The 12,171-nt window shown below is 73.0% G+C and carries 11 protein-coding genes and 1 pseudogene; 6 read left to right on the forward strand and 6 right to left on the reverse strand.

All coding sequences use genetic code 11. From position 1 onward, the window contains the following. The first annotated feature begins 16 nt into the window (after window positions 1–16). Window positions 17–496 (forward strand): SRPBCC family protein, encoded by a 480-nt coding sequence (locus PV343_RS15265; RefSeq protein ID WP_319147451.1) that lies wholly within the window; start codon window positions 17–19, stop codon window positions 494–496. A 6-nt stretch (window positions 497–502) separates the two neighbouring features. Here PV343_RS15265 and PV343_RS15270 read toward each other — a convergent pair whose 3' ends face one another. The 4 genes from PV343_RS15270 to PV343_RS15285 form a co-directional block, all read right to left on the reverse strand. After that, on the reverse strand, window positions 503–2,050 hold the full coding sequence (locus PV343_RS15270; protein WP_319147452.1) for an ABC transporter substrate-binding protein: 1,548 nt from the start codon (window positions 2,048–2,050) through the stop codon (window positions 503–505). Then, window positions 2,050–4,158 carry a hypothetical protein gene (locus PV343_RS15275; RefSeq protein ID WP_319147453.1) on the reverse strand — a complete coding sequence of 703 codons (2,109 nt, stop codon included), beginning with the start codon at window positions 4,156–4,158 and terminating at the stop codon, window positions 2,050–2,052. The genes PV343_RS15270 and PV343_RS15275 overlap by 1 nt, the downstream gene beginning before the upstream one ends. 71 nt (window positions 4,159–4,229) lie before the next feature. After that, window positions 4,230–5,624, reverse strand: a complete 1,395-nt coding sequence (locus tag PV343_RS15280; protein ID WP_319147454.1) for a condensation domain-containing protein — start codon at window positions 5,622–5,624, stop codon at window positions 4,230–4,232. Between the two features lie 153 nt (window positions 5,625–5,777). Continuing rightward, complete coding sequence (locus PV343_RS15285) at window positions 5,778–6,272, reverse strand: nucleoside deaminase (RefSeq protein ID WP_319147455.1); 495 nt, start codon at window positions 6,270–6,272, stop codon at window positions 5,778–5,780. A 120-nt stretch (window positions 6,273–6,392) separates the two neighbouring features. Between PV343_RS15285 and PV343_RS15290 the strand changes: the two genes are divergently transcribed. Further along, window positions 6,393–7,340, forward strand: coding sequence for a DMT family transporter (locus tag PV343_RS15290; RefSeq protein WP_319147456.1), 948 nt, complete (start codon window positions 6,393–6,395; stop codon window positions 7,338–7,340). On the opposite strand, the gene PV343_RS15295 is transcribed toward PV343_RS15290, so the two are convergent. After that, window positions 7,237–8,118, reverse strand: a complete 882-nt coding sequence (locus tag PV343_RS15295) for a LysR family transcriptional regulator (protein WP_319147457.1) — start codon at window positions 8,116–8,118, stop codon at window positions 7,237–7,239. The two genes, PV343_RS15290 and PV343_RS15295, sit on opposite strands and share 104 nt — an antisense overlap. Before the next feature lie 15 nt (window positions 8,119–8,133). Continuing rightward, a pseudogene (locus PV343_RS15300) lies at window positions 8,134–8,430 on the reverse strand (PLDc N-terminal domain-containing protein); the annotation flags it as partial. Window positions 8,431–8,505: 75 nt separating this feature from the next. Between PV343_RS15300 and PV343_RS15305 the strand changes: the two are divergent. The 4 genes from PV343_RS15305 to PV343_RS15320 all read left to right on the forward strand — a co-directional run bounded on the left by PV343_RS15305 (window position 8,506) and on the right by PV343_RS15320 (window position 12,164). Continuing rightward, window positions 8,506–9,963 (forward strand): menaquinone biosynthesis decarboxylase, encoded by a 1,458-nt coding sequence (locus tag PV343_RS15305; RefSeq protein WP_319147458.1) that lies wholly within the window; start codon window positions 8,506–8,508, stop codon window positions 9,961–9,963. Next, entirely contained in the window at window positions 9,960–10,862 is a 903-nt protein-coding gene (mqnP, locus tag PV343_RS15310) for a menaquinone biosynthesis prenyltransferase MqnP (protein ID WP_319147459.1), read from the forward strand. The genes PV343_RS15305 and mqnP overlap by 4 nt, the downstream gene beginning before the upstream one ends. A gap of 80 nt (window positions 10,863–10,942) precedes the next feature. Next, a complete protein-coding gene (locus tag PV343_RS15315; RefSeq protein ID WP_319147460.1) occupies window positions 10,943–11,617 on the forward strand; it encodes a UbiX family flavin prenyltransferase in 675 nt (224 codons plus the stop codon). A 91-nt stretch (window positions 11,618–11,708) separates the two neighbouring features. Continuing rightward, the gene (locus PV343_RS15320) at window positions 11,709–12,164 is read left to right on the forward strand and encodes an Lrp/AsnC family transcriptional regulator (protein ID WP_317444786.1); all 456 of its coding nucleotides are present in this window, start codon (window positions 11,709–11,711) and stop codon (window positions 12,162–12,164) included. Window positions 12,165–12,171 lie beyond the last annotated feature (7 nt).

Here is a 12,171-nt window from a genome sequence, read left to right on the forward strand (position 1 = left end):
CGGCGACACTGGTGTCATGAGCGGTTCCATCGAACAGGGCATCAGCCAGACGCACGGGAACACGCACATACTCCACTTCGTGGTGCGGATCCCGGTGCGCGCGGAAGACATCTGGGCGGCGGTGGCCACCCCCGGGGGGCTCGGGGGATGGTGCACCGCCGTCGACGTCCTGGAGCCCCGTCTCGACGGTCTGGTCACCCTGCGCGACCTGGGCACCGGGCGGGTCACCGCCTGGGACGTGGACCGCGTCGCCGAGTACACGGTGGAGGGCGGCGGCCGGATCCGGTTCCACCTGGAACGGGACGGCGAGGGGGCGGGCGTGCTGCGCTTCACCCACGAGTTCCAGGGCGAGGGGGAGTCCGAGTCCGGCTGGCGCACCAGATTCGAACGACTGATCGATAAGTTCTCGGGTTCCCAGGACGGCCCGCGACACGAGCCGCCCGAGCCGGGTGGGCCGGGTGAGCCGACCGAGCCGTTGCCCGGACAGCTCACCTGAGCCTGTCTAGGACGGCGGCAGGCACTCCTTCGCCGGCGGCTTCCCCTCCGGCCAGGCGATCCGCACGAACCGCGAACCGCCCCGCGGGGTCAGCTCCACGACCGGCACGGCCTTGTCGTACGGGTTCCCGTGCGCGTCCAGGCAGATCCAGCCGCTCGCCCCACTCACCCGCAGCGAGCCCTTGACCTGCGGCCACTGCAGTCCGACGTCCGCGAGGGCCGGGACGTCCCGGCCGTCCGGCACCGCCTCCCGGATGCCGTGCACCGCGAGCTGGAGGGCGTCGTACCCGGTGATCAGCTGGCCGTCGTCCAGCGCGGCCGGGCCGATCGGCCCGACCGGTTCCCGTCCGGCCTGCGCCAGCAGCACGCGCAGCACCCCGAAGTCGGCCGCGGAGCCTCCCGTCCGCGCCGGGTCCGTGGTCCAGGCGTCCGGGTGCGCGAGCGAGGTGTAGCGCACGGCGAGCCGGCGGCCCAGGGCGCCGCGGTCCAGATCCCGCTCATGGGTCAGGTACGAGGCCTCGTCGCCGGTCAGCACCGTGAACTTCCGGTCCTGGCAGCCGCGCCCGCCCAGTGCGTTGATGAACTGCCTGAGCTGGGTGTGCCGGCCCGCGAACAGGATCGTGTCGGTCTCCCGGGAGGTGTCGCACACCAGGTGCGTGATCTGCCGGAAGGTGTTCGCGGTCGTGCCCTCCTGACTGCGGTCGGCGGGCGGCGTGAACGGCTGCGGCTCGTACGGCGAGCCCTTGATCAGCGCCGCGAACGACTCCTGCAGCGTTCGCGTGTACGGATCACCGGGCTTGTCGTAGACCAGCAGCGCCTTGCCCGCGCTCACCTTGGCGAAGGACGCCAGCGCCCGCGCCTCGTCGGTGTTGGTCGGCGACACCCGGGCCAGCCCCGGGAACGGGTCGGCGCCGTGCTGCCCGTTGGCCAGGTCGTCGGCGGTGATGGAGGAGCCGACCACCGGGATCCCGCGCCGGGTCAGCTCCCGGACCGCCTTCTTGTTGTTGTCGGTGCTCTGCCCGATCCCCGCGACCGCCCGCAGCCGGTCCGCGCTCCTCGTCATGCGCGTCAGCTGCTCCACCGTCCGCCGCCACTGGTCCCCGGTCGCCCCCGGGTTGGCCAGCACCAGACGGATCGCGGGCCCTTCACCGTTGGAGTCGTGGTTGGCCCGGTACTGGGCCAGATACGCGCCCTGCAGCTGGTGCTGGATGTCGTTCAGACTGGTCCGCGAGGCGGAGCTGTACGGCAGCATCAGCGCCACCGTGACGTAACTCCCGGGCTTGAGCCGGCTGTTCTCCCGGGCGATGGCCCGGACCGCGGGCCGCAGCTGGGCGTGCCCGAAGTCGTAGCCGCCCGTCGCCACGCCCACGCACTCCTCGCTGCCCTCCGGCCGCTCCACCCCCGGCGCGCACGTACGGTCCACGTGCGCGAGCGCGCGGACCGCGAACACCACCCCGGCCACCAGGGCCACCGCGACCAGCAGGGCCAGGGCGCGGCGCAGCGGGATCTCCCACACGCTCTCGCGCACCCATGTGCCCACGCCCCTGCGCGCCATCACGCCTCCCCGCTGCGGTCGTCCGGGCCGTCGCCGTCGTCACCGTCACCGGTGCCGCCGGGGCCGTGCATCGGGCGGCCCGCGAGCGCCGCCGCCGGCCAGTCCCGGGACGCCCGCCACAGCAGCGCGTTGCCCGCGGGCCGCAGGTTGGAGAGCTGCTCCAGCTCGAAGCGGAGCCGGTCGCACACCTTCGGGTCGGGCAGCACCAGCGGATCGCCGAGCTGCCACACCGCGTGCAGCAGCCGCCGCACCCGCAGGTGCAGGACCGCGTCGACGCCCTCGGGCGGCTCCTGCCCGGCGTCCGAGCGGCCGAGCGCGACCGCGGCCCGCCGGTCGCCGTGGCCGGTGAAGTCGCGGCCCTCGGCGTCGTGCGCGTGGAAGTAGGGCGCGGACGCGACGAAGCGCAGGGTGTCCAGCCAGGCGCGGGTGTCCAGCGTGTGGAACGTGTCGCGCAGCTGCGCGACCGCGGACTCCGCGTTGCCCAGGGCGAGTTCGTGGTGCAGCCGGTAACGCGCCTGCCCGGGGTCCGGGTAGTGCGCGATCAGCGTCTCGTGCGCCGTGCGCCACGACGCGTGGTCGGCGTCCCGCAGGTGCAGCCTCAGCAGCAGCAGGGTGCGGACGAAGGGGTCGCCGACGAACTGGCCCGGCACGGTCGCCAGTCCCTCCTCGGCCAGCCGCGTCCGCAGCGCCCGTACGTCCGCGGGACCGAAGGTGTCCGGGAGCAGGGCCGTGGCCAGCGCGCAGGCCGAGTCGTGGTCGTGGGCGGCGGCCAGCACGGTCAGCTCGTCCAGGTGCTCGGCGGGCACCAGCCGGTCCAGCAGCTCCCGGTAGGCGGGTGCGGCCGGCCGGTCCTCGGCGGTCCGCACGTCCGCCGTGAGCAGCTCGCCCAGCGAGGACGCCCCGGGCAGGCGCTGGGCGGCGGACTCCGCGAGCAGCGCGATGCCCAGCGGATTGCCGCCGGTCAGCCGGTGCGTGGCGGGCGGGAGCTGGGGCGGCACCGGTGTGCCGTCGCAGACCGCGCCGACGATGTGCAGGGTGTCGTCCGGGCTCAGCGGCGGCAGCGCCAGCAGCAGCGCCCGCGAGGACGGTGCCGCCTCCGGCGCCCAGCCGCTGCGCCTGGCCACCTCGGGCAGCTCCCGGCGGACGGCGCTGCGCAGCTCGTCGTGGCCCTCGCCGCGCCGCGCGGCGACGAACACCACGTGGTCCTCGATGCCTTCGGCGCGGTCGCGCAGCACGGCCTCCACGAGCCCGGGGCCCGGTGCGGTCTGCGCGTCGTCGATCAGGACCAGCGGCCGGCCGAGCCGCTGCATGCGCGGCAGCACTCCCGCGTACGCCTCGGTCAGGTCGGCCAGCAGCGCCCGCACCAGGTACCGCTCGGCGTGCTCCCGTGAGGTGCCGCCCGCCCGGAAGTGGCCCGCCAGCAGGATCAGTCCGCGCTGGGCGTGCCCGCCCGCGTTCGGGTAGGTCCGGTACCAGACCGACGCCTTCTGGTGCCGTCTGCTGGTGAAGCCCTCGGCGACCGACTCCAGGGTCGCCTCGATCGCGCCCGACAGCAGCGGCCCGGTGCCGGTGGCCGCCGCCACCACCTTCGCCGCCACCTTCCCCGCCCAGCGCCCGGCGAGACCGCTGATCCACGAGCCGCTCTCGTTCAGCAGCAGGATCCGCTCGACCTCCCGCCGGATCCGCTCCGAGTCGGCGTCGCCCCAGCCGCTCGCGGCCACCGCCACCAGGCCCGACATCAGCCGCGGGAAGGTGATCCGGCCCGCTCCCGTCACCGGCTCCGCGAGCTGTTCGGCGATCACCAGCAGCGCCTGCGCCACCGGTGACCACGACTCGGCGGGCCGGTCGGCGGGCGGCCCCGCGAACTGCCCCTCCGCGCAGTCGACCAGGGCGACCGGCGTATGGCCCCGGTAGGCGTCCCGTAACTCGTCGAGCACCGCGCTCTTGCCCAGCCCCCGGGCCCCGGTGAGCACCACGAAGGGCAGTTCGCCCGGGTGCTCGAACGGATGGCTCCGGTGCTGGTGGGGGCGCAGGCCCACGAGCCGGGGCGCGAGACCGGCCGGATCGACGTCGAACAGCGCTCCGCGCCCGTGCAACCGTCTGTGCACCGCATTCCCCCCTCAACAGCAGTGTAGAAAGGGGAAGTTGCTTCGTACCAGGGTCTGTGGCGACCGTTGGGTCAAGAAACCGTGGCCGCGACCAGATCCCTGAGCCGTTCCACGTACAGCCGCATGTTCTTGGCCGCCACGTCGGTGTCCGGGTACCGGCTGGCCAGCCACAGCCCGTCGTGCAGCCGGCTGACCCACACGCACACCTGGTCGCCGTACGACACCCGCAGCAGCCCGTAGGCCCGCTGCTCGTCCCACCGGTCGGCGCCGGGGATCCCGCGGGCGTCCACGTAGGAGACGATGGAGTACAGGTCGGGCGAGGTCGGCCGGAAGTCCGTGCCGAGCAGGCTCAGCACCCGGGCGAGCGGCATCCGGGCCAGTGGCCGGGCGGCCTGCAGCGCGGCGCGGACGGTCCGCAGGACCTCCGGCAGGCCGGGGCTGCCGGTGACGGGGACCTCGATCGGGGCGCCGCCCACGTACCAGCCCACCGAGTCGGACCACCGGGACTTCACCCGGGTGTGGAACGGCACCACCGTCCGGTACACCGACTGCCCGCCCAGTTCCTGGACGATCAGGGCCGTGGCCGCCAGCAGCCCGACGAGGCTGCCGCCGTAGGGCCGGCAGTACGCCTCGAACGCGGCGGCCGCGCCGGCGTCCGCGAGCGGCTCGCAGATCATCCTCTGCGGGGGCAGCGGGCCGCCGGGCTCGAGGCCGAGGTCGACCGGGAAGCCGGGCAGGGTCCCGTCGCACCGCCGGATGAACTCCCGCCAGCGGGCGACGGTCTCGTGGCTGTCGTCGATGCGGTCCGCGTCCGCCCGCTCCAGCTCGCAGAAGTCGACGTAACTGGCGGCCGGCGTCCGCACCACCGGCCCGCGCCCTTCGAGGCCGGCCGTGTACAGCTCGCTGATCTCGGCGGCGATGCCGTGCAGGGAGTAGGCGTCCACGTTGCTGTGGTCGAACGCCATGTACACGCTGGTGGAGTCGTCCCGGACGACCGCCGCGTAGATCAGGTTCGGCCAGCGCAGGGCGTCCGCGACGGTGTCGAACCGGTTCTCCAGGTGCCGGACCAGGGCGTCCGGGTCGGTGAAGTCGCCGACGCGCTCCCGGTGCAGGGACACGTCAGCGGCGTCCAGCGTGAACCTGCGCAGCTCCTCGCCCGACTCGCCGGTCCAGCGGAAACCGCTGCGCAGCGTCTCGTGCCGTACCGTCCAGGCCCGCAGGGCCTCCTGGAGCACGTCGAGGTCGACCGGACCGGCGAGGTCGAACACCGTGCCCAGCCAGGTCGGCACGAACAGCCCCCCGTCCCGCACGGTCCTGGCCGTTCTGATGTGCGACTCCTGGATGTAGGCCGGCGGCCGGGAGTCCTCCGGCAGGCCCGCCGCCGTGGCGACGGTCGCCGGGCTCAGCGTCCACTCGACGAGCCGCCCCGGCCGGACCTCGCAGCGCTGGATGTCAGTGATTCGCACGCGTCTCCGATCGCAGAGGGGCCCCTGAATGTGGGCCCCCTTCAAGGGAATGCCGTCGGACGCGGCCGGGACATGCCCGCCCGGGGCATTTCAACGGAACGGGTGGCGGGCCGAACGCGGAAGTGAATAACGGACGGTGAGGGGCGGGGGACGTCAGCCGGCCGGCCGGGACGCGGGCCGGCTGCCGGGATCCGCGGGCCCGGCGCCGATGTCCTCGTGCCACAGCGCGGGGTGCGCCGCGACGAAGTCACGCATCAGCGCCACGCAGTCCGGGTCGTCCAGGAGCACGATCTCCACCCCGAGCCCGGCGAGCCAGTCGTGGCCGCCGTGGAAGGTGACCGCCTCGCCCACCACCACCCGGGAGATGCCGAACTGGCGGACCAGGCCGCTGCAGTACCAGCAGGGCGAGAGGGTGGTCACCATGGTCGTGCCGCGGTACGTGCGCTGCCGTCCCGCCGCCCGGAAGGCGGCCGTCTCCGCGTGCGCGGAGGGGTCGTCGTCCTGGACGCGGCGGTTGTGGCCGCGCCCCAGCAGGGTGCCGTCGGGGCCGTAGAGGGCGGCGCCGATGGGGATGCCGCCCTCGGCGAGCCCGGCGCGTGCCTCGGCGACGGCGGTGGCGAGCCAGGCGCGTGCCTGTTCCTGATCCATGCGTTCACCGTTCCCCGGCGGTCTCCCACCAGCACCCATCGGCGGGGCCGATGCGCCCATCGGCAGGACGCCCCACCGGGCCGTGGACCGGCGGCCGCGCTCCTTCGTAGCGTCGGCCGCATGACCCCGGAACACAAGGGCACGGCCCAACTGACCACCGCGATGATGCTGTCCGGCACCCTCGGCGTCTTCGTCGTCGAGTCCGGCGCCCCGCCCTTCGACGTCGTCCTCTTCCGCGTCCTGTTCGGCGCCCTCGCCCTCGGCGGCTACGTCGTCGCCCGGGGCTGGCTGCGCGACCACGGCTTCACCCGGCGCACGCTCGCGCTCGCCGTCCTCGGCGGGGTGTTCATCGTCCTCAACTGGGTGCTGCTCTTCGAGTCGTACGAGAACACGTCGATCTCGGTGGCCACCGTCGTCTACCACACCCAGCCCTTCTACGTGGTGCTGCTCGGTGCCCTGCTGTTCCGCGAGCGGCTGACCGCCGCCAAGGTCGGCTGGACGGCGGTGGCCTTCGCCGGGCTGGTCCTGGTCTCCGGGGTGACGCCCGCGGACCTCGGCGGGGGCGGCGCGTACCTCACCGGTGTCGGCCAGGCCCTGCTGGCCGCGCTCCTGTACGGCCTGTCCACCCTGGTCACCAAGCAGATCACCGGGGTGCGCCCGCACCTGATCGCCCTCGTCCAGGTCCTCGTCGGCATCCCGCTGCTGCTGCCCTTCGCCGACCTCGGCGCGATGCGCGGCACGGGCGCCGGCTGGGGCTGGCTGGCCGGGCTCGGCCTGCTGCACACCGGCGTGATGTACGTCCTGATGTACGCCGCCTACGCCAAGCTGCCGACCGCGAAGATCGCCGTCCTCGCCTTCGTCTACCCGGCGGTGGCGATGGTGATGGACTGGGCGGTCTACGGGCACCACATCGGGCCGGTCCAGGCGCTGGGCGTGCCGCTCATCGTCACGGCGAGCCTGAAGGTCACCCTTGCTCGGACACCAGCCGCCGCGCCTGCTCCACGAACAGCCGGACATGCGCCGCGAGACGCCTCCCCGACCGCCACGCGAGCTGCGTGCGAAGCGTGAACGGCGGCTCCCAGGCCAGCCGGACCAGGGAGCCCTCGGCGAGTTCCGCGGCGACCGTCACCTCGGGCAGCAGCGCGATCCCGAGGCCGGCCGCCGCGGCGCGCTTGGTGGCCTCGATCGTGCCGAACTCCAGGAAGTCCACCGGCTCCGACGCGGTCAGCTCCCGCTCGAACAGGTCCCGGTAGGCGCAGCCCGGCTCGGTGGCCAACAGGGGCTGACCGGTCAGGTCGGCCGTCACGAGGGGCCGGCCGGCCATCGCGTGCCCGGGCGCCGCGACCAGCGCCAGCGGCTCCACCGCCAGCACCACGCTCTCCAGGCCCGGGTGCCCGGTCTCCTCCTCCATCAGGAACCCGACGTCGTACGTCCCCTGCCGCAGGGCCTGCCGGGTCTCGTCGCCGATCGTGGTGCGCAGCGCGATCCGCACCCCGGGATGGCGGTGGTGGAAGTACTCCAGCAGCGGGGGCAGCCGATAGGAGGTCAGCGACTCCATGGTGCCGACCGTCACGGTGCCGGCCGGCTCCCCGGCGCCGGTGACCGCCGTCCGGGCCTCCTCGGCCAGCTCGATGATCTGCCGGGCGTAGGGCAGCAGCCGTTCGCCCGCCTCGGTGAGCCGGATCCGGCTGCCGAGCCGGTCGAACAGCTCGACGCCGAGGGAGGACTCCAGGGCCCGGACCTGACTCGTCACGCTGGACTGCGCGTACGCCAGCTCGGCCGCGGCCCGGGTGAAGCTCCCCACCGCGGCGACCTTCTCGAAGGTGACGAGCAGCCGGAGTTCCACGCCTCAGCCCTTCCCGCGGTCGTCCTCGTCGAGGGACCTCAGGAACTCGGGGTTGTCGTCGGGGGCCACCCAGCGGGCGTCGCCGCGCCGCCACCCGGCGGGAGCCGCGCCGCCGTTCGCGGGGGAGCGCCGCACCTTGCCGGTGAGCAGCCAGGCGGCCGGGCCCACCAGCACCTCGCCGAAAAGCAGCACGATGACCACCCACACCACCTTCGGCAGGTGGCGCACCTCCTCCTCGGGAGTGTTCAGACAGTCCACGAAGGCGTAGATCCACAGCGCCAGGACCAGCAGGAACGGCAGATACCTGAGCATGTCGTGCGATCTCCCCGAGTGGTGGGACGGCCCCGGTGACCGGGCCAGGTTAGCCCGTGGCCGATACTGGGACACATGGCTTACGACGATCTTCGCTCCCTGCTGCGGGCGCTGGAGCGCGAGGGCGACCTCAAGCGCATCAAGGCCGAGGTCGACCCGTACCTGGAGGTCGGTGAGATCGTCGACCGGGTGCAGAAGGCCCAGGGACCGGCGCTGCTCTTCGAGAACGTGAAGGGCTCCGCGATGCCCCTCGCGATGAACGTCTTCGGGACCGACCGGCGGCTGCTGAAGGCGCTGGGCCTGAAGTCGTACGGCGAGATCTCCGAGAAGATCGGCGGGCTGCTGCGACCCGAACTGCCGCACGGCTTCGTGGGCGTGCGCGAGGCCTTCGGCAAGCTCGGCGCGATGGCGCACGTGCCGCCGAAGAAGGTGAAGCCCGACAACGCGCCCGTGCAGGAGGTCGTCCTGCACGGCGACGAGGTCGACCTCGACCGGCTCCCGGCGCTGTTCACCTGGCCCCAGGACGGCGGCTCCTTCTTCAACCTCGGGCTCACCCACACCAAGGACCCCGAGAGCGGGGTGCGCAACCTCGGCCTGTACCGGCTGCAGCGGCACGACAAGCGCACCATCGGGATGCACTGGCAGATCCACAAGGACAGCCGCAACCACTACCAGGTGGCGGCGCGCCGGGGCGAGCGCCTGCCGGTCGCGATCGCCTTCGGCTGCCCGCCCGCCGTGACCTACGCCTCCACCGCCCCGCTCCCCGGTGACATCGACGAGTACCTCTTCGCCGGCTTCCTCGCGGGCAAGCGGATCGAGATGGTCGACTGCAAGACGGTCCCGCTCCAGGTCCCGGCGAACGCCGAGGTCGTCCTGGAGGGCTGGCTGGAGCCGGGCGAGATGCTGCCCGAGGGCCCCTTCGGCGACCACACCGGCTTCTACACCCCGCAGGAGCCCTTCCCGGCGCTGACCATCGACTGCGTGACCATGCGGAAGCGGCCGCTGCTCCAGTCGATCGTGGTCGGCCGCCCGCCCACGGAGGACGGCCCGCTCGGCCGCGCCACGGAGCGGTTCTTCCTGCCCCTGCTGAAGATCATCGTCCCGGACATCGTGGACTACCACCTGCCCGAGGCCGGCGGCTTCCACAACTGCGCGATCGTCTCGATCGACAAGAAGTACCCGAAGCACGCCCAGAAGGTGATGCACGCGATCTGGGGCGCGCACATGATGTCCCTGACGAAACTGATCGTGGTCGTGGACGCCGACTGCGACGTCCACGATCTGCACGAGGTCGCCTGGCGGGCCCTCGGCAACACGGACTACGCCCGCGACCTGACGGTCGTGGAAGGTCCCGTCGACCACCTCGACCACGCCTCCTACCAGCAGTTCTGGGGCGGCAAGGCGGGGATCGACGCCACGAAGAAGTGGCCCGAGGAGGGCTACACCCGGGACGGAGGCTGGCCGGACATGGTCCTCTCCGACCCCGACACGGCGGCCCTGGTGGACCGCCGCTGGAAGGAGTACGGCCTGTGAGCAGCGCCTCCGCGGCACTCCCGCGGCCGGGACGCACCAAGGCGTTCCTGCGCCTGGTGATGATCGAGCACTCGGTCTTCGCGCTCCCCTTCGCCTACATCGCCGCGCTGACCGCGATGTTCGAACTGGACCGGAACATCCACTGGGGCCGGCTGCTGCTGGTCACGGTCTGCATGGTCGGGCTGCGCACCTTCGCCATGGCGGTCAACCGGATCATCGACCGCGAGATCGACGCCCGTAACCCGCGCACGGCGCACCGGGAACTGGTGACGGGCGCGATGTCCGTCCGGCACGCCTGGACCGGCGCCCTCGTCGCCCTGGTGGTCTTCCTCGGGTCGGCGGCCCTGCTGAACCCCCTGTGCCTGGCCCTCGCGCCGATCGCGGTGATCCCGATGGTGGTCTACCCCTACGGGAAACGGTTCACCGACTTCCCGCAGGCCATCCTCGGACTCGCCCAGGCCATGGGCCCTGTCGGCGGCTGGCTCGCCGTCTCCGGTTCCTGGTCCTGGGACGCGGTGATCCTCGGCCTCGCGGTCGGCGTCTGGATCGGCGGCTTCGACCTCATCTACGCCTGCCAGGACGTCGAGACCGACCGCGAGATCGGCGTCAGGTCGGTGCCGGCCCGCTTCGGCATCCCGGCCGCGATCTGGGGCGCCCGGCTCTGCCACACCGTCACCACCGCGCTCTTCGTCTGGTACGCCCTGGCCACCCACGCCGGCGCGTTCTTCTGGCTGGGCCTGGTGATCGTGGCGGGCGCCTTCGTCTACGAGCACCGCATCGTCCGCCCGCACGACCTGTCCCGGCTGAACCGGGCGTTCTTCTCGGTCAACGGCTTCATCGGGATTGCCCTGTTCGTGTGCGCGCTGCTGGACCTCCTGGTGCGCGGTCTGACCGTCTGACCGGCCCCGCCCGCCGCCCGGCGGCGGCGCGGTGGGCTACCCGGCCTGAGGGCCGGGCGGCCCGCCGGTACGCTCAAGGTGTGAACGCAGGAGAATCGCAGCGCGCGCCTTGGATCGTGGGGGTGTCCGGAGCTTCCGGGACGCCGTATGCGGCTGCCGTGCTGCGGGCGCTGCTGGACGCGGGGGAAGCGGTCGACCTGGTGGTCAGCCGGGCCTCGCGGCTGACGCTGATGGACGAGACGGGGATCTCGTTCCGGGACGCGCACTGGCAGGACGACCTGCGGGAATGGCTCAGCCGTGGGGCCGACGGCAAGCCCGGCACGTTCGACGTGGACGTCAGCGGGGTGCGGTACTGGAACCCGGGCGACCTCGCGGCCGGGCCGTCCTCCGGGTCGTACCCGGCGCGGGGGATGCTCGTGGTTCCGGCCTCCACCGCCTGTGTCGCCGGTGTCGCCCTCGGCCTGTCGAAGGACCTGCTCCAGCGCGCGGCGAGCGTCACACTGAAGGAGCGCCGCCCGCTGGTCGTGGCCGTACGGGAGACCCCGCTGAACGGGCAGACCCTGCGGCACCTGGTGGCCCTCGACGACGCCGGGGCGAGCGTGGTCCCGGCCTCGCCCGCCTTCTACGCGGGCGCGACCCACATCCAGGACCTGGTGGACTTCGTCGCCGGCCGGGTGCTCGACGCGGCGGGCGTCGGGCACGGCCTGTACCGGCGCTGGAAGGGCGAACTGGGCGGCGGCACGGCGGGCCGCTGACCCCCGGCCGGCCGGGCCGGGTCCGGGCAAGGCGCAGTACCTCTCATCACTCTTCACTCCTCGGAACTCTTCAGCGGAAGGCTTCGATCGCATGGACGCGGTGGACAGGCAGCTCATCCAGGCCCTGAGGGAGAACGGGCGGGCCTCCTACGCGGAGCTGGGGCGCCTCGTCGGTCTGTCGGGGCCCAGCGTCACCGACCGCATCAACCGGCTGGAGGCGGCCGGGGTCATCACCGGCTACCGGGCCACCGTGGACTCGGCCTCCCTCGGCCTCGGCGTGACCGCGCTGATCGGCATCTCGCTGTCCGACGCCGCCGACCACGAGGACGTGGCGCAGCGGCTGCGGGACCTGCCCGAGATCGAGGACTGCTGGTTCATCGCCGGCGACGACTCGTACATGCTCAAGATCCGGGCGACGGACGTGGACGGCCTGGAGCGGATCATCCGGCGGCTCAGCGGGACCAAGGGCGTCTCGCGCACCCGTACCACCATCGTGCTGTCCACGAAGTGGGAGAACCGGGTCGGGGAGCTGCCCGAAGAGGTCTAGGGATACC

The organism is Streptomyces sp. WI03-4A (assembly GCF_033792105.1).
In the GTDB taxonomy this organism is placed as follows: Bacteria; Actinomycetota; Actinomycetes; order Streptomycetales; family Streptomycetaceae; genus Streptomyces; species Streptomyces collinus_A.